The following is a 20286-nucleotide window of genomic DNA, read 5'->3' on the forward strand; positions in this document are numbered from 1 at the left end:
TCAGGATGAGGGTAAATGATCAAAAAGGATTTGCAATGACTAAACGTGTACCAATTTCCTTTGAGTTTTTCCCTCCAAAAACTGATATTGGCGCAGAAAAACTTCGTGTTGTACATCAAGAATTACAACCGCTCAATCCAGAATTTTTCTCTATTACTTACGGCGCAGGCGGTTCAACCCGCGAACGCACTCTCGCTGCAATCCGTGATTTCAATGGCAAAGGCACACCTGTTGCACCACATTTATCGTGTATTGGTGATGACAAAGCCCGTATTGCTGAACTTTTAGATTTATATAAATCTCAAGGGATTGACCGTATTGTGGCTTTACGTGGTGACTTACCCTCAGGTCAGGTCGGCTTAGGTGAATTGCCATACGCACAGGACTTGGTTCGCTTTATCCGTGAACACTCAGGCGACCATTTTAAAATTGAAGTGGCTGCGTATCCTGAAATGCACCCACAAGCTGAAAGTTTTGACCTCGACATTCAACGCTTTGCAGAAAAAGTACATGCAGGCGCAAATGCTGCAATTACTCAGTTTTTCTTCAATCCAGATGCATACTTCTACTTTATTGAACGTATTGCGAAGTTGGGCGTACATATTCCTGTTGCCCCTGGCATTATGCCGATTACCAACGCGAACAACCTGATTCGCTTCGCCGATGGTACAGGTGCTGAAATTCCTCGCTGGATTCGTAAACAGCTTCAAGCTTACGGCGATGACAGTCAAAGTATCCAAGCCTTTGGTCATGAAGTCGTGGTGAAACTGTGTGAACGCCTCATCGCAGGTGGTGCGCCAAGTTTGCACTTTTATACCATGAACAACACCAATCCAACGCGTCAGCTTGTGACTGACCTTGGACTCGCTTAATTTGTAACAGGTTTCAAACCCAATGAGTAACCGTTTTTTTATCGAAGCAACCTTAACCGTAGGTCAATCTCTAGAATTAACTGAGGTGGTGTTTCACCATTGGGTTCGAGTCTTACGTGCAAAGTTAAATGAACAAGCCATCTTGTTTAATGGGCAAGGTGGCGAATATTTGGTTGAACTGACCGAAATTAATAAAAAGAATGCCTATATTCAGGTGATCTCATTTGAACCTGCTAACCGTACACCGAACTTCAAAGTTTTATTGGGTCAGGTGATGAGTAAAGGCGACCGAATGGATTACGCGATTCAAAAAGCCACTGAGCTTGGGGTACATCAAATTCAATTACTCACCAGTGAACGCTGTGAAATGCGTCTCAAGTATGAGCGTGATCAAAAGAAAATTGATCATTGGCAAGGCATTGCGATTGCAGCATGTGAACAATGCGGTTTAAATCTTGTACCTGAAATTTTGCCACCGATTTCATTACAAGAATGGCTTAAAAATGCAGATGCTTTACCAACAACAAAACTGGTTCTTGCACCCGACACAGAAGCTTTTGATATTCAAAAAGAAGCCTCACCTGATCTGGCTTTACTGATTGGCCCTGAAGGTGGTCTAAGTCAAGATGAGATTGATCAAGCCAATGCTGTCGGCTTTAAAAACTGGTGTATCGGCGAACGTGTGTTACGGACTGAAACTGCACCTGTTGTTGCTCTCTCAATTCTCAATTACATTTTATAAAGTTATAGAAAAAGTCAGCATTGTGGCGCATTCAGGCATATACATTTATTTTAAACAATATTATGTTAATACTATTGTTTTAGCTTACTCCTCTCAACGGATTTTGAATGCCCTTTATGCAAAACGATGCTTTCTGGAAAGGAATCACATCGCGTCAGATTAAGCAGTCAGCAGATAACCTTCGTTATTTGCTGCTTGGTGCATTTATTGTTTGTACTTTTGTTTTTCTCAATTTTTATTTTAATTATCCGCAAGATATTCACCCTCTCAATATTTGGCTATTCGGCAGTACTCTTTATTTTTGTTTCGGATTTGTTTTCCTACAATTCTTCTTAGTAAAAAAAGACTTCAGCATTCAATCGATTGATCTATTTAATCAAGTGATTAGTGCAGGTACGGGATTGAGCATTGGCATTGGGGTATATCTATTACACTTATATTTACCTGCTGAATATAACCAAATTCTGTTTTATGACACGTTGTATTTGTCACTCAGCCTGATTTTGTGTTGCCAAATTTTTTGTCTGATTTACTTAACGCAACGCTTACCTTATTTTTTCTTGGTGTCCTTACCTGCCGTTTTTCCAATCTTATTGCTACAACCGATTAATCAAAAAATTTTCAATCAACTCTTTTATTTTGCCTTTGATTTTATTTTTATTGTGATTTGCATTAGTGCTTTTAGTTTAAACCGCATGCACTTAAAACTTGCCAAATTATTTCTACGCAATGATCAGCTGATTCATACCGCAGAGCAACAAGTACAATACTCTCAACGCGTTTGCAACGAACTCCAACAAGAAATGCAGCGCTCAAAAACCATTGAAGGTCAGTTACAAGAATACTCTCAGCATCTTGAACAGACGATTCATGAACGAACCCATATTTTAGAAAAACAAAAACAAACCATTGAAATGGCGAATGCAATTGCTTCTGTGCATACATGGGAATGGAATCTGCAATTGGCGACCTTTGAAATTAATGGCAAAATGATCAAAAATCTTGCTTATTCATCGTTAGAACAACATCTCGCACAAGAACTATACCCTGAAGATATCAGTCTGTGCGTGGAAAGGTTACAACAACATTTTGAACATAAAACAGACATTTTCGAATGTGAATATCGTGTAAAAAACAAACATGGTCAATGGATTTGGGTCATCAACACAGGCAAAGTGATTCAATACAATCCTGAAACCTCTCAACCCTTGATCATGATTGGAATTTTTCAAAACATTGATCGACAAAAAAAAGATCATGACCGTATTCAGCAAGCTGCCAATATCATGACCCATGTTGAAACAGGGATTGTCATGCTCGATGAACAGCTACGCTATGTTGAAGCCAACCCTTATTTTTACACGTTATCCAATCTCAATGCCGACCAAGTCATCGGTAAGCAATTGTTTGAAATTACAGATAATTACCGACCAAAACAACGCAGTTTTCATTATTCGATTACAGAACAACTGCTGAAAAATGCAGAATTTGATGGCGAATTTGATGAAAAATTTAGCTCAGGTAAAGAACTCAGTTTGCGCCTTCGACTCAATGCCATTCGTGATGATAAGCAGCGCATCGTCAATTATGTTGGGATTTTCTCAGATCTGAGCAAACTCAAAGAACAAGAAAAACGCGTTTCTTATTTGGAAAATTATGACATTGTCACCAATCTGCCCAATCGCTTTTATTACAACTACAAAATTTACCAGTTTTTAATTACGCATAGCGATAGCATTCAGCAACTGGCAATTATTCGACTTTCAATCGACCGCTTTACTGCTTTATATGAGTTTTTAGGCAATCAAAATACCTCTGAATTACTCAAACTGGTCGCACAACGTTTACGTTTATGCAATCCCAATGCCATGATGGTGGCTTATCTCACGCGTGAGGATTTTGTGATTGCCTATGAACTCAGCCATGTGTCACCGAGTATCCAAAAAATTTGCGAACAAATTCGAACCAACTTCCACCAATCATTTAAAGTTGCAGAGCAAGAATTATTGCTCACGCTTTCGATTGGGGTTGCAATCTACCCTGATCAGGCACGTCAGTTTGAAAAACTCAATAACTGTGCCCAACAAGCACTGAATCATGCACGACGTTTAGGGGGTAATACCATCCAGTATTACACCAAAGCCCATGACAGCTTGTATGAGAAAGATGTCAATCTCGAAAATGAACTCCGCCAAGCGCTCAGAAATAAAGAGCTTGAAGTTTATTTTCAACCTAAAATCTGTATTCGTAGTGGCAATATTGCTGGTTTTGAAACATTGATTCGCTGGAATCACCCTGAACGTGGTTTACTGTTACCCGCACAGTTTCTCGCAGCCGCACAACAAACCAGCCTAATCTCGGATATTGGGGAATATGTCCTATTGGCTGCAACCCAGCAACTGCGTGAATGGCTCGACTTAGGGCTTCCTGAAATTCAACTGTCCATCAATATCGATGCTCAACAGCTCTACCGTGGACAACTCCTTGAACATGTTGATGAAGCCTTAGGACGCTATGACATATTAGGTAAATACCTTGAATTCGAAATTACTGAAGCCTCACTAATTGAAAATACAGAATATATTCACAACCTATTACGCCAACTCAAAGAGCGTGATATTCAGTTATCTTTAGATGACTTTGGCACAGGTTATTCTTCGATGGCATATTTAACTGAATTTCCTTTTGACGTTCTCAAAATTGATAAAAGTTTTGTACAAAATATGCATATGAAACGCCACCATGCAATTATCAATGCAATTATTGCCATGGGCAAAGCCATGGACTTAAAAATTGTGGCTGAAGGCATAGAAACCCTAGAACAATTAAATTTCCTAAAAGAAAAACAATGTGATATTGCACAAGGTTTTTACTATGCAAAACCATTGAACAAAGTTGATGCAAGCCTGTATTTACAAGCTTTTCAGAATAAACATCCCCCATCATAACGAAAATTTATGGTGAACATCATTCACATAGGAATTTTTCGGCTGTTGTAACTGTCCGAAAACAAAAACAAATGCTATAGTCGATTAGACTTTTTTATGCCAGGACCGTTAAGTTACTGGATTAACTGTTGTAAATGAGATGCAAATGGACGATCAAACACTAAAACAGCAAGCTTTAAATTATCATGAATTTCCACGCCCAGGTAAAATCAGTGTTACGCCAAGCAAACAACTGGTTAACCAACGCGACTTAGCCCTCGCTTACTCACCTGGTGTTGCAGCACCATGTTTAGAAATCGCGCGTGATCCTTCAACAGCAGCAAAATATACCGCACGCGGTAACCTTGTTGCCGTAGTCAGTAACGGTACTGCCGTTCTTGGTCTAGGCAATATTGGTCCACTTGCGTCAAAACCTGTGATGGAAGGTAAAGGCGTTCTGTTTAAAAAATTTGCTGGTGTAGATGTCTTTGACATTGAGATTGCAGAAAATGATCCAGACAAAATCGTGGATATCGTTGCTGCACTTGAGCCGACCTTTGGCGGGATTAACCTTGAAGACATCAAGGCCCCTGAATGCTTCTACATCGAACAGAAACTTCGTGAACGCATGAACATTCCTGTGTTTCACGATGACCAACATGGTACCAGTATCATTGTTGGTTCAGCCTTGCTCAATGCCCTACAATTGACAGGCAAGAAAATTGAAGACATTAAAATTATTGCTTCAGGTGCAGGCGCAGCCGCACTTTCTTGCTTGAATTTACTTTGTGCATTAGGTGCGCGTAAAGAAAACATTATCGTTGCTGACTCTCGTGGTCTACTCACAACTTCACGTGAAGGGCTAGACGAGTCTAAAAAACATTATGTACAAGATATTCCACAGACTCAGCTACATGAAGTCATGGAAGGTGCAGACATGTTCCTTGGTCTTTCTGCAGCAGGGATTCTCACCAAAGACATGGTGAAGAAAATGGCAGAAAACCCAATTATCTTCGCTCTGGCAAACCCAGACCCAGAAATTTTACCTGAACATGCTCACGAGGCACGTCCAGATGTCATTATGGCGACAGGTCGTTCTGACTATCCAAACCAAGTGAATAATGCACTTTGTTTCCCATATATCTTCCGTGGTGCACTAGATGTTGGTGCAACGACCATTAATGAAGAAATGAAAATTGCCTGTGTCCATGCGATTGCGCGCATGGCACACGTTGAAGCAGACGCATCAACTTATGGTGAAAAATCGGCTGCTTTTGGTCGTGACTACCTGATCCCACGTCCACTTGATCAACGTCTAATTTTGGAAATTGCTCCAGCCGTTGCACAAGCAGCAATGGACTCAGGTGTTGCAACTCGCCCAATCGAAGACTTTGCAACATATCGTCAACAATTATCTGAGTTTGTTTATAACTCAGCATTTGTGATGAAACCGATTTTTGCTCAAGCGAAAAGTGCACCAAAACGTATTGCCTATGCTGAAGGTGAAGATCTTCGTGTATTGCGTGCAGTTCAAGTGGTGGTCGATGAAGGCTTAGCATTCCCGATCTTGGTCGGTCGTACCAAAGTCATTGAAGCGAACATTCAGCAATTGGGCTTACGTTTGGAAAATGGCGAAAATATTGAAATCGTTGACCAAGAACAAAACCCATTGTACGAAGAGTTCTGGAAAGACTATTACAATACTATGCAGCGTAAAGGTGTCACTGTTGAATATGCTCAACGTGAAGCACGTCGCCGTTCAACACTGATTGCATCAATGTTGGTGAAATTCGGTAAAGCTGATGGGATGTTGTGTGGTACATACAGTAGCTACGACATTCACTTGGACTTCGTACGTAACGTGCTCGGTCTAAAAGAAGGTATGAACAACTTCTTTACTTTGAATGCATTGATGCTTGAAGATCGCAACCTGTTTATTGCTGATACTTACGTCAACACCAACCCAACGGCTGAACAATTGGCAGAAATGACTATTTTGGCGGCTGCTGAAGTTCGTCGTTTTGGTATTGAGCCACGTGTTGCATTACTTTCACATTCAAGCTTTGGCAGTAACCAAGAAGATCCAAGCGCGCAAAAAATGCGTGAAGTGTATCGTCTGTTGACTGAACAAGCACCAGATTTGATTGTTGAAGGTGAAATGCACGGTGATGCAGCGCTTGATGAAAACATTCGTCAGTTTGCATTCCCGAACTCTCGTTTCAAAGGTTCAGCAAACTTGTTGATTATGCCAAATCTTGATGCAGCCAACATTTCATTCAACCTGTTGAAATCAACTTCAGGGAACAATGTAACGATTGGTCCAATCTTGCTTGGTGCAGCTAAACCAGTTCATATCTTGACACCTACCACAACGACTCGTCGTTTGGTGAATATGACTGCGTTAACTGTAGCTGAAATTCAGCAAGAACAACACGCTTAAACAGGCTTTTAAGCTTAAAGCTTAGACTTGTACAAACCTCTATTCTGTTGCATGATTGCTCTAAGAATAGAGGTTTTTTCATGCAAATTTATTTAGTAGGCGGTGCCGTCCGAGATCAGTTACTCGGTCACCCCTATCACGAAAAAGATTATGTGGTGGTGGGTGCAACACCAGAACAACTTATTGCACAAGGTTTTCAACCTGTTGGTAAAGATTTTCCCGTTTTTCTACACCCTAAAACCAAAGATGAATATGCCCTTGCACGTACAGAACGTAAGCAAGGACATGGCTATCATGGTTTTGAATTCTTCACATCGCCAGACATTAATTTAGAACAAGATCTCATTCGGCGTGATCTGACCATCAATGCCATCGCCAGAGATACTGAAGGTAATTTGTATGACCCTTATGGCGGTCAGCAAGACCTTGAAAATAAAGTGCTGCGTCATGTTTCAGATGCATTTGCAGAAGATCCTTTGCGTGTGCTTCGTGTCGCCCGTTTTGCCGCACGTTATGCCGAATATGGTTTTAAAATTGCCGATGAAACCTTAGCGCTGATGACACATTTGGCACAATCAGGCGAACTCTGCTGTCTGACTGAAGAACGTGTTTGGAAAGAAACCTCGCGTGCACTGATGGAAAAACATGCCGATGTCTATTTCCAAGTTTTGCGAGATTGTGGTGCCTTAAAAATACTGTTTCCAGAAATTGATGCCTTGTTCGGTGTACCACAACGTGCTGAATATCATCCTGAAATTGACTGCGGCATACATACGCTTATGTCACTGCAACAGGCTTGTCTTGCTGACTATAGCTTAGATGTACGCTTTGCGGTCTTGGTACATGATTTGGGTAAAGCCCTGACACCAGAAGATATTTTGCCACGCCATATTTTACATGAACAACGCGGTGTTGAGCCTGTGACTGAACTGTGTGACCGACTTAAAGTCCCTGCTGCCATAAAGCAATTGGCTTTGGTCGTATGTAAGGAACATTTGAAATGCCATCAGGCATTTACCTTAAAAGCAGGCACGCTCTGGCGTTTGCTGCAACGACTTGATGTTTTACGTCGCCCTGAACGTGTGGTGGCATTTATCCAAGCCTGTGAATGTGACGCTCGTGGTCGATTAGGTCTAGAGCACCGTCCTTACCCACAAGCAGACTATCTACATGCTGCAATTGAGTGTGTACGCAATATCAAAGCACAAGATTTGCCTACCCACATCACGGGTGCAGATATTGGTGAAATGCTGATTCAACGCCGAATTGATGCATTGGCACAGTTAAAACATGAATATTTAATGCAACAACAGCCATCATTTTGATGGCTGTTGTCTTCTGATTTAAGCAATATCCGCAGGAAATGTAATCACCTGTTCAAGCTTCAATTTGTTCTGAGCAACCATCAATAAACGGTCGATACCCAAAGCAATCCCCGAACATTCAGGCATGTGCGGCAAGGCAGCCAACAAGTGTTCATCTATCGGCATAACCGTTAAGCCCTGCGCTGCACGTTCAGCATTGTCTGCCGTAAAGCGCTGACGTAAAACATCAGCATCGACCAATTCATCATAGGCATTGGCCAGTTCCAGCCCTTCAATATACACCTCGAAGCGGGCTGCGACCTGCTCCCCATCTTCATCGGTTTTAACTTTTGCCAGTGAAGCCATTTCAGGTGGAAAGTCCGTTAAAAATACAGGGGTATCGAAGCCTAAACTTGGTTCGACCATGTGCGAAAACAACAAGTCCATATACGCCAATCGGTCATCGCCCAAGTCCAGATTTAACCCAACACGGCGCGCAGTTTCTTTGAGTTGCTCCAAAGTCGCTTGTAATGGATTAATGTCCAAACGATCCTGAAAGGCATGCTTATAGCTCAGTACCATCGGGCGCAATTCAGAAAAACGTTCAGCTAAACAAACATTTAACAAAGCAGACGTTTCATGCATTAAATCGCTTAGGCTAAATGCAGGGCGATACCATTCTAACATGGTGAATTCACTGTTGTGCTTGCGTCCGTGTTCGTCATCGCGAAAGACTTTACAGATCTGGAAAATCGCACCACTGCCACTCGCCAGTAAACGTTTCATGGGAAATTCAGGTGAAGTCTGCAAATAATGGGTGTGCTGCTGACCTTGAACATGTCGCAGTGCAGGCACAGAAGCCAAATGCACATCGGTCACACCTGCCTGAGACAAGATGGGGGTTTCGACTTCCATGACATCGCGCTCGGCAAAAAACTGGCGGATGCATTGATACATTTTGGCACGTGCTTTTAAAGCTTCAAGATCACAAGTCGGTTGGAAGGTCTGGCTCATGCCTGCGGCCCTCCATGTGCAGCCCATTCACGGCGCAGCGGATAATTTTTACGTAAGGCATCAAAAGCAGGTTGATGTACCCAACCATCAACCACACAGGCACGTAAATTGGCATCATCTTGCTGAATATCATAGATTTCTGATAAATGTTTCACCAAAGCTTGTGTTAAATCTTGTCCTTGGAAAAATGGCTCGCAAGCAGGCAACTGAGTACGAAAGTCTTTATTGATCTCTAACTGGTATTTTTTGCAGAATGCTTCGTAAATCATTTGTGTACCACGTGCCTTACCTTCAAGGCTGTAACCCGCAATATGGGGCGTCACCAACGTCACCAAATCCAGCAATTCCTGAGAAATCATTGGTTCATATTCAAAGACATCTAGCACGACTTGGCGCTGCGTCTGGCGAATATCTGCCATAAGGTCTTGCTCGGCAATCACTGCACCACGCGAGCTGTTAATCAGAATGGTGTCAGGGGCAAGCTGTGCCAAACGCTCAGCATTAATCAGATGATAAGTTGGATGTTGCCCTGTTTTGACCATCGGTACATGCAAAGAAACTGCATTGGCCTGTTGCAATAAAGTTTCTAAATCGACTTGTTCAATCTGATCACGTTGCACCAGCGGATCACAACCCAACACTTTCCAGCCCAACAGTTTTGCCATAGCTGCCAAACGTGTCCCGACATTGCCCAATCCGACAATACCTAAGCAAAAATCATCGTTCGCATTTATCAGTTCTGGTTTGAGTTTTAACAGTGCGGTAATGACGTATTCAGCCACTGCTTGCGCGTTACAACCCGCAGCATTTGCCCAAGTAATACCACGCTGTTCCAGATAAGCAATGTCGAGGTGGTCTGTGCCGATAGTGGCACTGGCAACAAATTCGACAGGAGTGCCTTCAAGTAATGCTGCATTGACCTGAGTGACAGAACGTACCAATAATGCTTGTGTCTGAGTCAGGTTTTGCTGTGTCAGGGTTCGCCCTGCATGATGTTGAATGGCCGCCAAATCGGCAAAGAAATAGTCTGTAAATGCCAGATTTTCATCTGCAACAATGTTCATGCATGATCACCACAATTTTAGATGGCTTCATGATAGCGTTCCAATAGGCGTTAGGCTATAGATGAGTTCATTCTATAAAGAACCAAGATATATGATGCTAAAGTCTTCAGCATCAAACAGACATCTCAATATCCATATTGAATATAAAAAAGCCCTGACATTGTCAGGGCTTTTTGAATTTGGCGGAAGCGGTGAGATTCGAACTCACGGAGGACTCACACCCTCGTCGGTTTTCAAGACCGGTGCATTAAACCGCTCTGCCACGCTTCCATGTGCGTAAGAATACAAAGACTCTTATTTTAATTCAAGAAAAATTTTCATCATGCTGCATCAAACGCATATTATTTCATCAAAAATCATATCAACCATGCTATCTTGTTTATTTTTAAAGCAATTTATATCAATAATCTGCAACATTCAAAATCAACTCACATAAAAAAACCACATCCTGAGATGTGGTTTAAACGAAATTACTGAATACTTTATGCAGTTACACGACGCAACTTCATTTGTTTAAACAAAGTCAAAACCGTAATCAGACTTAAAACCGCAGCAAACATTAACCAAAATGCAGGTGAAGTTTTACTCCCCGTCTGTTGCACAATAAAGGTTGCAATCACAGGGGTTAAGCCGCCAAAGATCGAGGTTGCCAAACTATACGCCACAGAAAAACCTGAGGTACGCACTTCACGAGGCATAATTTCGGTTAATGTCACCACCATTGCGCCATTATAGAAACTGTATAGCAATGACAACCACAACAAGCTGATCATCAAGTGACCCAAGCTAATGCTATGCGTTAACCAGTTCAACAACGGATAAGCCGTTAGTAAAATCAAGAACGAGGTTGCAAGCAATAAAGTACGGCGTCCAAACTTATCAGATAAATGCCCACCAATTGGAAGGAAAATAAAGTTACTCACGCCTACCATAATGGTCGCAATCAAACTTTCTTTAGTCGTTAAGTGTAGAACTTCTTTACCAAATGTTGGCGTATAAACCGTAATAAAGTAGAACATGGTGGTAGTGGTTGCAACCAGCAGCATACCCGAGATCACAATACGCCAGTTGCTTGCCAAATTACTCAAAATTTCTTTAGTCGTTGGGTGATGCTGACGCGAAGCAAAATCTTCCGTTTCTTTTAAAGAACGACGCATCATGAAAATCATCGGGATGATCATGCAGCCGACAATAAATGGAATACGCCAAGCCCAGTCCTGAATTTGTGCTTTAGTAAACACAATGCTGATGCCATATCCCAAAAGTGCTGCAAACACGACCGCAACCTGCTGACTGGCAGACTGCCAACTGGTAATAAAACCACGATTATGCTCTTTGGCAATCTCAGATAGATATACTGAAACACCGCCCAGCTCCACACCTGCCGAGAAACCTTGTGCCAGACGACCGACAAAAATCAGAACCGCAGCCGTAATCCCCAGTGTTTGATAACTTGGGGTAACAGCGATAATCACCGAACCAAAAGCCATAATGCTTAAAGTCACCATCAAGCCTTTACGGCGTCCAATACGGTCAACATAAGGACCGAGAACCAATGCGCCAATCGGGCGCATTAGGAAACTGACTGCAAAAATCAGAAAGGTTTTGATCAATGCTGCATAAGCACTGTCTGACTGGAAAAAAGTTTCACCAATATATTTGGCATATAGACCAAACAGGAAAAAATCGTATTGTTCTAGAAAGTTACCACTGGTGACATTAAAAATGGCACGCACTTGGGACTGTTTCTTTTCAGCGACCTCTACGGTTTGCATTGTTGATTCTCCATAATCAATGAACAAAAACCACTCGAGCATAGACCTGCAATATTGATGGAAACTTAAAATAAAATTAATCATGTGTTTTTTCTAAACACTTAATCATTATTTTTTTGTAAATTTTATCTTTCAATAAATTCCTTAGAAGAGAAAATTCACATAGACTTAAATTTAATTATTTATTTTCAATTACTTAAAATAATTAACACCAAATAAGTGACACATATCACCATTCATTAAAATTAAGTGATTCAATTTAAATTATCAACATAGACTACATAATAATTCATTTAAAAACTTATATTTAAGTGATTTTTCTCATATTTTCAAAATCCACCTGCTGCATATTTTTCATGAGTTGCTGCATAAATAATTGAGCTGCACGTGACAACTGACGCTTTGGTGCAACACAGAGTGCAAGGGTCACAGGTTGAATTGCGGCATCCCGATAAGGAATAAAACACAGTTCGCCACGTTGCACATGAGTATAGACATCAAGCCAGCTCATCAAGGCAATTCCGACATTTTTCTTGAGCAAAGACAGCATGGTGCGAATGTCATTCGATTCAATTTTTTGCTGGGGTAACATTTGCTGACGTTTATAAATAGCATCGACACGATCATGAATCACCAACGGCGCTTGCGCGATAATATGCCGATCTGCATAAGTTTGCGACAAGCTGAGTTGGCGATGCTGTGCCAACGGATGTTCAGGCGACATCACAAAACCCAGTGGCAGTTCAACAAAAGACAAAACATCCAAATGCGCATGCTGTACAGGGTCGAGAATCATGCCGAAGTCCAGTTCAGCCTGCATAATCTGCTGAGCAATTTTCTGACTGTCCTGAATCTGGATTTCAAAATTCAGCCACGGATGTTGCTGCTGTAGTTCGGCAATACTCTCAATCACAAAACCATCGCTGAGCGCAGCAATCAAGCCAAACTGAATCGAACCACGGTTTAAGCCCTGAATTTCATCTAAACGGATACAGGTTTGCTGAAAGTCTTTTTGCCAACGCAGTAAATCGCTATACAGCAACTCACCTGCCAAAGTCAGCTTTAAACCACTGGGCAGGCGTTCAAACAACGGCACACCAAACTGTTCTTCAGCCAGCACAATTTGCCGATGCACAGCCGATACTGAAATAAACAGTTGTTCTGCGGCTTTACGCAGACTACCTGTTTTAGCCACCACCATAAAATATTCTGTAAAACGCGAAAACGGCATTGAATTGTGCATAGGCATTCTAAAAATTAGAACAGATAATCAAAATCATTGTAATAGACGAGAATGGATTTTGGAATCATAGTAAAAACAGTTCAAAAATAATTCTTCTAGGCAGGTTCTATGAACTCACCGATTGCATTTCAAATACTGAATTTACCTGCTCATTGCAGCTTTCATGAAGCGGACTGGTTTCTGCTGGCGAAATACTGGTATCCGATTGCCCGCAGTGTCGATGTTGATGAACAGCCTGTTAAAGCCACTTTGCTCGACGAAGCTTTGGTGATGTATCGCATCAACCAAGAACTGGTCATTGCTAAAGATGCTTGCCCACATCGGGGTGTACCGCTGACTTTAGGCAAACATGATGGCGAAGGTGTGGTCTGCCCTTATCATGGTTTACGTTTTGGTGAACACGGACACTGTAACCGCATTCCATCGAGTCCAAACCAAGCCATTCCAAGCAAACTGAATTTAACCACGTTCCCGAGTGTTGAGCGTTACGGACTAATCTGGACGTGCCTGCTCCCCCAAGGCGACACAGACGTTCCATCTATGCCTTTGTGGGATGAAACTGACGTTCAGCACGTCATCTGCCCAGCGGTCGATATTGCAGCATTTGCAGGTCGTCAGGTCGAAGGTTTCTTAGACGTTGCACATTTTGCTTGGGTACATTCAGGCACGTTTGCTGATGCCGGCAATCAACTGGTCAACGACTATCATCCAACTGAAACCACATACGGTTTTGCTGCCGATTACTGGAGCACGGTTGGCAACTACCCTGCCAGTGAACACTATAAAGGCACGCCTGACTTTAAATGGTTACGACACTTTGAGTTACATGTCCCTTTTACTGCCACTTTGACCATCCATTTTCGTCATGGTGGGAAAATGGTGATTATGAATGCAGCCTGCCCTGTTTCAGCCAGACAAACCCGTCTGTTTGCCCCTCTAGTAAAAAACTTCGACCTTGAGGATGATGAACAAGCCATTATTGACTACAACCTGAAAATCTTTGAAGAAGACCGTATGGTGGTCGAATCTCAAAAACCTGAACGCTTGCCACTCGATCTCAGCTTAGAAGCTCATATTCCTGCTGACCGCAGCTCGGTAATGTTTCGGCGCTGCTTAAAAAAAGCAGGGTTTGGTGATTTCTTTTTGGTTTAAACCTGACTCGGATTTTAATCATACTTTGGTTCAAATCTTGCAAGGTTTTTTCATCACAATAAAAAGGATAAGCACATGGAAAAGTTAAAAGTGGTTGTCGATAGTATTGGTCGGCAAGGAGAAGGCAATTTAGCCATCACGCTACTGCCTGTGCAACCCCACAACTTGCCAGCGTGGCAAGCAGGTGCACATATTGATATTTATTTACCCAATCAAATGACACGTCAGTATTCGCTAACAGGCAATCCAACCCAGCAAGATCAGTATGTGATTTGCGTTAAAAAGGAACAACTGTCGCGTGGTGGCTCACAGTACATTCACGAGCATTTACGCGTCGGGCAACACATTGAAATTTCTCCACCCCGCAATCTGTTTCCGCTTAAAACGGCTGAGGAATATTTACTGGTTGCCGCAGGCATCGGGATTACCCCAATCTTGGCGATGGCAGAACAACTTGAAGCACAGAAGAAAACTTTTGAGTTGTATTACTGTGTCAAAACTCCGCTGCATTTGGCATTTACTAGCCGTTGGCGACAAGGGTTTAAATTTGGAAAAATCCATGTGCTGTACAGTTCTTTAGGTGAAAGTCTCAGAATTGAACATCCCGAAAGTTTGCAACAACCGTTAGCAAGCAAACGCTTGTACTTGTGTGGCCCAGAAAGCTTTATGCATGAATATCAACAATATGCCATGCAACTAGGTTGGCAAGCCGATCAAATTCACTTGGAAGCCTTCCATCCACCACAATTGCAACCAAGTTCACTCGACAGTGCTGCCGATGCTGGGTTTCAAATTAAATTGCAACGTTCAGGACAAATTTTTCATGTGCCTGAACAACAAAGTATCGCTTCTGTACTGCTTGAACATCAGGTCAGTATTCCCTTATCGTGTGAAATGGGTATGTGTGGTGCATGTCTGACCCGTGTCTTGGCAGGCGAAGTTGACCACCGAGACAGCGTACAAAGCGAAAATGAAAAAAATGCCAGTGAACAATACATCGCATTGTGCTGTTCACGCGCCAAAAGCCCAGTGCTTGAGCTAGATTTATAAACAAGATAGAGAAAAAATTAGGGGTCACTATGAACGCAATTCCAGTCACGCAACTGCTCAACAAACCCTGCTACAGCCAATTTGACAGCGACGATTGGGATATTTTGGCACAACATTGGTATCCCGTTGCCCGTATTGAAGATGTCAGCAGCACACCGCAACAGGTCATGCTGCTTGATGTCAAACTGGCTTTATATAAAACTGAAAGCGGACTGATTCGCTTGGTTCGGGACATTTGCCCGCATCGTGGTGTACCACTCACTAAAGGCTGGGTGGAAGGTGAAGAAATTATTTGTCCTTATCATGGCTTACGTTATAACAGCGAAGGTAAATGCACTCTAATTCCAGCACAACCCGAACTCACCAAAATCTCGGATCGCTTCTCACTCACCAGTTTTCCAGTGGTTGAAAAATATGGTTTGATTTGGACAAGTATTCTCAGCCGTGACGAAACCAAAGCCAACTTTCCTATCCTCGATACTTGGGATCAACCTGAACATCAAGCAATTTTACCGCCATTTGTGGATATTGCAGGTTCAAGTGGTCGCCAGTTAGAAGGCTTTATCGATGTTGCCCATTTCGCTTGGGTACATAACCAAGCCTTTGCCAACCGTGACAATCCCGTTGTACCCAAATATTCAACGGTCAAAACCGATTATGGTTTACATACCGAATACGTGAGCAATGTCAGCAACTATCCGCATGGGATGCAACATCTTGCGCCTGAAGACTTTTTATGGAAACGCACTTTCGATGTTTATCCGCCATTTTCAGCGATCTTAAGCATTGATTTTCCAAACGATGGCGTTTTAAAAATCCTCAATGCCTGCTGCCCTGTGTCGCACAACAAGACCCGTTTGTTTGTGCCGCTGACCCGTAACTTTGACACCACAGGTGATTTGCAAGCCGTGTATGACTTTAATGCACAGATTTTTGCTGAAGATCAGGACATGGTCGAATCGCAAAAACCTGAAGAATTACCCCTAGATTTAACCATGGAAGCCCACTTTGAAGCCGATCGTTCATCGACCACGTATCGACGTATTTTGGCGGACTGGGGCTTAAGCAAACGCTATACCGTCTAATCATCAAAACGTTATTGATTGCAAGATCCGTGACCTGTCACGGATTTTTGCTTTTCAATTCCAGAAATTTTCGGCAAACTTTATTCGAGCTGTTCTTTAGCCCTGTTTTTAGTCAAAACTGCTGTATGAAATCTGCTTTCATCGGCATTTTTAGCAAAAACATCTGTGGTGAAAAGTGCTACAATAAAATGTTTACAGATTTTTCAGGGTAGCCAATTCGCGGCACCTATTTATAAGTTAGGACTAGCAATGACTGATAATGCAACGATCTTGCAGCATGTACCAGTAGGCAAAAAAGTGGGTATTGCCTTTTCTGGTGGTTTAGACACTTCAGCAGCTTTATTGTGGATGAAACAAAAAGGCGCTGAACCATATGCTTATACTGCAAACTTGGGTCAGCCTGATGAAGACGACTACGATGCCATTCCAAAGAAAGCAGAACAATATGGCGCTGTAAAAGCACGCTTAATTGACTGCCGTATGCAACTTGCGCTTGAAGGTATCGCAGCGATTCAATGTGGCGCGTTCCATATCAGCACTGGTGGTATTCCTTACTTCAACACCACACCATTGGGTCGTGCAGTCACAGGGACAATGCTTGTCACTGCCATGAAAGAAGATGATGTCAACATCTGGGGTGACGGTTCAACGTATAAAGGCAACGACATTGAGCGTTTCTACCGTTATGGTTTGTTGACTAACCCGAACCTTAAAATCTATAAACCTTGGTTAGACCAACAGTTTATCGATGAGTTGGGTGGTCGTGCAGAAATGTCACAATTCCTGATCGACAACGGCTTTGACTACAAAATGTCAAAAGAAAAAGCCTACTCGACTGACTCAAACATGCTGGGTGCAACGCACGAAGCAAAAGATCTTGAATACCTCAATGCAGGCATCAAAATCGTAGACCCAATCATGGGCGTTGCGTTCTGGAAAGAAGACGTCCAAATCAAACCTGAAGAAGTTTCCGTGACTTTTGAAGAAGGTATGCCTGTTGCACTGAACGGTCAACGCTTTGAAAATCCAGTTGAATTGATTCTTGAAGCCAACCGTATCGGTGGTCGTCATGGTCTAGGCATGTCGGATCAAATCGAAAACCGTATCATTGAAGCTAAATCTCGCGGCATTTATGAAGCTCCGGGGATGGCACTTCTTCATACTGCTTACGAGCGGTTAGTAACGGGCATTCACAATGAAGACACCATCGAACAATACCGCATCAACGGTTTACGTTTAGGTCGTTTGTTGTACCAAGGTCGTTGGTTCGATTCACAAGCGCTTATGCTTCGTGAAACTGCACAGCGTTGGGTTGCAAAAGCAATCACTGGTACAGTGACAATTGAGCTTCGTCGTGGTAATGACTACACCATCATGAACACTGAATCTCCGAACCTCACTTATGAAGCTGAGCGTTTAACCATGGAGAAAGGTAACTCAATGTTCACACCTATGGATCGTATCGGTCAGTTAACTATGCGTAACCTCGACATTACTGATACACGTGCCAAACTTGGTCTTTATACTGAGACTGGCTTGTTGTCACTTGGTCAAGGTTCAGCAGTTCCTCAACTTGAAAATAAAAGCAAATAATTGATTTTATTTTAAGTTAAAAGCCACCTAAACTTAGGTGGCTTTTTTTGTACTGCTCATGCCTGAATATTTTAAATTGGCTATCATAAAATATAAATTAACCAAGCTCTTATTCAAGTGCGCACATTTTTTATCTAGGCAATGCTTGTCTTGACAGATTTACTCATGTGTAAAATTACCATTCTGCGGTAAATTGCATTATCATTTGTTTTATTTCTTAGCTCAAATTTCCCTTGAAGACATTAACTCTAATTCAGCCAGATGATTGGCACGCTCACTTGCGTGATGGTTTATCCCTTAAGCGCACAGTTCCAGACCTTGCAAATCAATTCGCTCGTGCGATTTGTATGCCGAATCTTGTTCCACCTGTCAAAACTGTGGAAGAAGCCAATGCTTACCGTGAACGCATTATGCAGCACGTGCCAGAAGGTGTGCATTTTGACCCGCGCATGGTGTTGTACTTTACTGATCACACCTCACCAGATGAAGTGATTAAGATTAAAGAGTCTGAGCATGTCAATGCCATCAAACTCTATCCTGCGGGTGCAACCACCAACTCGGACAATGGCGTCAGCGACATTCGTAAAGTCTATGCCGTGATTGAGCAACTTGAAAAACATCAAGTGCCATTATTGCTACATGGTGAAGTAACGCATTCACATGTCGATATCTTTGACCGCGAAAAACGTTTCTTGGATGAAATTCTTTCTCCGATCTTGAAGCAGTTCCCTGATCTGAAAGTCGTGCTTGAACACATCACCACCAGTGATGCTGCGCAGTTTGTACTTGAGCAAGACCGTAATATTGCCGCAACCATTACACCACAACATTTATTGTTTAACCGCAACGATATGTTGGTGGGTGGAATCAAACCGCATTTCTACTGCTTGCCAATTTTGAAGCGCCAAACGCATCAAAAAACCTTGCTTGAAGTGGCAACTAGTGGCAACCCGAAATTCTTCTTGGGTACTGACAGTGCTCCACATGCTCAAAATGCCAAAGAAAATGCATGCGGCTGTGCAGGTTGCTATAGCGCTCCAACAGCGATTGAACTTTATGCTCAAGCATTTGATCAGGTCGGTAAAATCGAACGTCTTGAAGGCTTTGCCAGCTTCTTTGGTGCAGACTTCTACGGTTTACCACGCAACACCAGCACTATTACCCTCATCAAAGAAGACCAAGTCATCCCTGAAAGTTTCGACTATTTGGAAGATCAAAAAATTATCCCGCTTCACGCTGGAAAAACCATCCATTGGAGAAAAGTGTGACCGATTCTACTGCACCCTTAATGGGTCAGCGTTTTCGTGGTTTTTTGCCTGTGGTGGTCGATGTTGAAACCGCAGGCTTCAATGCCCAAACCGATGCTTTACTCGAAATCGCCTGTATTCCAATTGTTTACAATGAACAAGGTGAATTCGTCCCAGGTCAAGCATTTCATGCACACATCAATCCATTTGAAGGTGCTCACCTTGATCGTCGCTCACTCGACTTTATCGGGATTGATCCTTTCAGCCCGCTGCGCGTGGCGATGGCCGAAGATGAAAAGTCAGCGCTCAAACGTATCTTTAAATCTTTGAATGACGTTCGTCGTGCCCAGCAATGTACCCATGCGGTACTGGTCGGTCACAATGCACACTTCGACTTGGGCTTTTTACAGGCCGCAGTTGCCCGTACTGGCACCAAAAACCAAAGCCCGTTCCACAGTTTTTCTGTATTCGATACGGTGACTTTAAGTGCCGTAATGTTCGGTCAAACGGTTTTGGCGAAGTCGTGCATTCAGGCAGGAATTGAGTTCGATGGTAAAGAAGCACACTCTGCTTTATACGATACGCAAAAGACTGCTGAACTGTTTTGCTATATTTTGAACAAACTGTCTCCGCACCTGCTTGACAGTTTAACGGCGGATCACTAAGATACCGCCATCCTCACAACGTCCCTATCGTCTAGAGGCCTAGGACATCGCCCTTTCACGGCGGTAACCGGGGTTCGAATCCCCGTAGGGACGCCATCTACTTGATTATTCAA

15 protein-coding genes and 2 tRNA genes are annotated in these 20286 nt (G+C 42.6%); 12 read left to right on the forward strand and 5 right to left on the reverse strand.

Annotated elements, in window-relative coordinates; translation table 11 throughout:
• Positions 1–35 precede the first annotated feature (35 nt).
• From metF to LVY74_RS05405, 5 genes are all read left to right on the forward strand, one after another.
• Entirely contained in the window at positions 36–872 is an 837-nt protein-coding gene (gene metF, locus LVY74_RS05385; RefSeq protein ID WP_151778194.1) for a methylenetetrahydrofolate reductase [NAD(P)H], read from the forward strand.
• A 22-nt stretch (positions 873–894) separates the two neighbouring features.
• Entirely contained in the window at positions 895–1614 is a 720-nt protein-coding gene (locus LVY74_RS05390; protein WP_237814174.1) for a 16S rRNA (uracil(1498)-N(3))-methyltransferase, read from the forward strand.
• Between the two features lie 116 nt (positions 1615–1730).
• Complete coding sequence (locus LVY74_RS05395; RefSeq protein WP_237814175.1) at positions 1731–4562, forward strand: EAL domain-containing protein; 2832 nt, start codon at positions 1731–1733, stop codon at positions 4560–4562.
• Positions 4563–4707: 145 nt separating this feature from the next.
• Complete coding sequence (locus tag LVY74_RS05400; RefSeq protein ID WP_237814176.1) at positions 4708–6981, forward strand: NADP-dependent malic enzyme; 2274 nt, start codon at positions 4708–4710, stop codon at positions 6979–6981.
• An 80-nt stretch (positions 6982–7061) separates the two neighbouring features.
• Positions 7062–8306, forward strand: a complete 1245-nt coding sequence (locus LVY74_RS05405) for a multifunctional CCA addition/repair protein (RefSeq protein ID WP_237814177.1) — start codon at positions 7062–7064, stop codon at positions 8304–8306.
• 18 nt (positions 8307–8324) lie between these two features.
• Here the strand turns inward: LVY74_RS05405 and epmA are convergent, their stop codons facing one another.
• The 5 genes from epmA to LVY74_RS05430 form a co-directional block, all read right to left on the reverse strand.
• Positions 8325–9299 (reverse strand): EF-P lysine aminoacylase EpmA, encoded by a 975-nt coding sequence (gene epmA, locus LVY74_RS05410; RefSeq protein ID WP_237814178.1) that lies wholly within the window; start codon positions 9297–9299, stop codon positions 8325–8327.
• Entirely contained in the window at positions 9296–10363 is a 1068-nt protein-coding gene (locus LVY74_RS05415) for a 4-phosphoerythronate dehydrogenase (RefSeq protein WP_237814179.1), read from the reverse strand. The genes epmA and LVY74_RS05415 overlap by 4 nt, the downstream gene beginning before the upstream one ends.
• A gap of 180 nt (positions 10364–10543) precedes the next feature.
• Positions 10544–10633: transfer RNA gene (locus LVY74_RS05420), tRNA-Ser, on the reverse strand.
• Positions 10634–10845: 212 nt separating this feature from the next.
• Complete coding sequence (locus tag LVY74_RS05425) at positions 10846–12138, reverse strand: MFS transporter (protein ID WP_237814180.1); 1293 nt, start codon at positions 12136–12138, stop codon at positions 10846–10848.
• A gap of 307 nt (positions 12139–12445) precedes the next feature.
• Entirely contained in the window at positions 12446–13387 is a 942-nt protein-coding gene (locus LVY74_RS05430) for a LysR family transcriptional regulator (protein WP_237814181.1), read from the reverse strand.
• A gap of 102 nt (positions 13388–13489) precedes the next feature.
• Here LVY74_RS05430 and LVY74_RS05435 point away from each other — a divergent pair, with 102 nt between their 5' ends.
• The 7 genes from LVY74_RS05435 (at position 13490) to LVY74_RS05465 (ending at position 20269) form a co-directional block, all read left to right on the forward strand.
• The gene (locus tag LVY74_RS05435; RefSeq protein WP_237814182.1) at positions 13490–14533 is read left to right on the forward strand and encodes a Rieske 2Fe-2S domain-containing protein; all 1044 of its coding nucleotides are present in this window, start codon (positions 13490–13492) and stop codon (positions 14531–14533) included.
• Between the two features lie 75 nt (positions 14534–14608).
• Entirely contained in the window at positions 14609–15583 is a 975-nt protein-coding gene (locus LVY74_RS05440) for a PDR/VanB family oxidoreductase (protein WP_151778187.1), read from the forward strand.
• Positions 15584–15612: 29 nt separating this feature from the next.
• Positions 15613–16668 carry an aromatic ring-hydroxylating oxygenase subunit alpha gene (locus tag LVY74_RS05445; protein ID WP_237814183.1) on the forward strand — a complete coding sequence of 352 codons (1056 nt, stop codon included), beginning with the start codon at positions 15613–15615 and terminating at the stop codon, positions 16666–16668.
• Positions 16669–16917: 249 nt separating this feature from the next.
• On the forward strand, positions 16918–18261 hold the full coding sequence (gene argG / locus LVY74_RS05450; RefSeq protein ID WP_111893099.1) for an argininosuccinate synthase: 1344 nt from the start codon (positions 16918–16920) through the stop codon (positions 18259–18261).
• A gap of 233 nt (positions 18262–18494) precedes the next feature.
• Positions 18495–19529 carry a dihydroorotase gene (pyrC, locus tag LVY74_RS05455; protein ID WP_237814184.1) on the forward strand — a complete coding sequence of 345 codons (1035 nt, stop codon included), beginning with the start codon at positions 18495–18497 and terminating at the stop codon, positions 19527–19529.
• Entirely contained in the window at positions 19514–20173 is a 660-nt protein-coding gene (gene rnt, locus LVY74_RS05460) for a ribonuclease T (protein WP_151778184.1), read from the forward strand. Before pyrC ends, rnt begins: the two co-directional genes overlap by 16 nt.
• A gap of 20 nt (positions 20174–20193) precedes the next feature.
• Positions 20194–20269, forward strand: a tRNA-Glu gene (locus LVY74_RS05465).
• The last annotated feature ends 17 nt before the right edge of the window (positions 20270–20286 follow it).

Source organism: Acinetobacter sp. ME22 (assembly GCF_022012315.1).
Taxonomy (GTDB): Bacteria; Pseudomonadota; Gammaproteobacteria; order Pseudomonadales; family Moraxellaceae; genus Acinetobacter; species Acinetobacter brisouii_A.

Coding starts and splice junctions, on each gene's coding strand:
- LVY74_RS05445 (WP_237814183.1), top strand. CDS start 15,613: ATGAACGCAATTCCAGTCACGCAACTGCTCAACAAACCCTGCTACAGC.
- epmA (WP_237814178.1), bottom strand. CDS start 9,299: ATGAGCCAGACCTTCCAACCGACTTGTGATCTTGAAGCTTTAAAAGCA.
- LVY74_RS05425 (WP_237814180.1), bottom strand. CDS start 12,138: ATGCAAACCGTAGAGGTCGCTGAAAAGAAACAGTCCCAAGTGCGTGCC.
- metF (WP_151778194.1), top strand. CDS start 36: ATGACTAAACGTGTACCAATTTCCTTTGAGTTTTTCCCTCCAAAAACT.
- LVY74_RS05440 (WP_151778187.1), top strand. CDS start 14,609: ATGGAAAAGTTAAAAGTGGTTGTCGATAGTATTGGTCGGCAAGGAGAA.
- LVY74_RS05415 (WP_237814179.1), bottom strand. CDS start 10,363: ATGAACATTGTTGCAGATGAAAATCTGGCATTTACAGACTATTTCTTT.
- LVY74_RS05390 (WP_237814174.1), top strand. CDS start 895: ATGAGTAACCGTTTTTTTATCGAAGCAACCTTAACCGTAGGTCAATCT.
- LVY74_RS05400 (WP_237814176.1), top strand. CDS start 4,708: ATGGACGATCAAACACTAAAACAGCAAGCTTTAAATTATCATGAATTT.
- LVY74_RS05435 (WP_237814182.1), top strand. CDS start 13,490: ATGAACTCACCGATTGCATTTCAAATACTGAATTTACCTGCTCATTGC.
- argG (WP_111893099.1), top strand. CDS start 16,918: ATGACTGATAATGCAACGATCTTGCAGCATGTACCAGTAGGCAAAAAA.
- LVY74_RS05405 (WP_237814177.1), top strand. CDS start 7,062: ATGCAAATTTATTTAGTAGGCGGTGCCGTCCGAGATCAGTTACTCGGT.
- LVY74_RS05430 (WP_237814181.1), bottom strand. CDS start 13,387: ATGCCTATGCACAATTCAATGCCGTTTTCGCGTTTTACAGAATATTTT.
- LVY74_RS05395 (WP_237814175.1), top strand. CDS start 1,731: ATGCAAAACGATGCTTTCTGGAAAGGAATCACATCGCGTCAGATTAAG.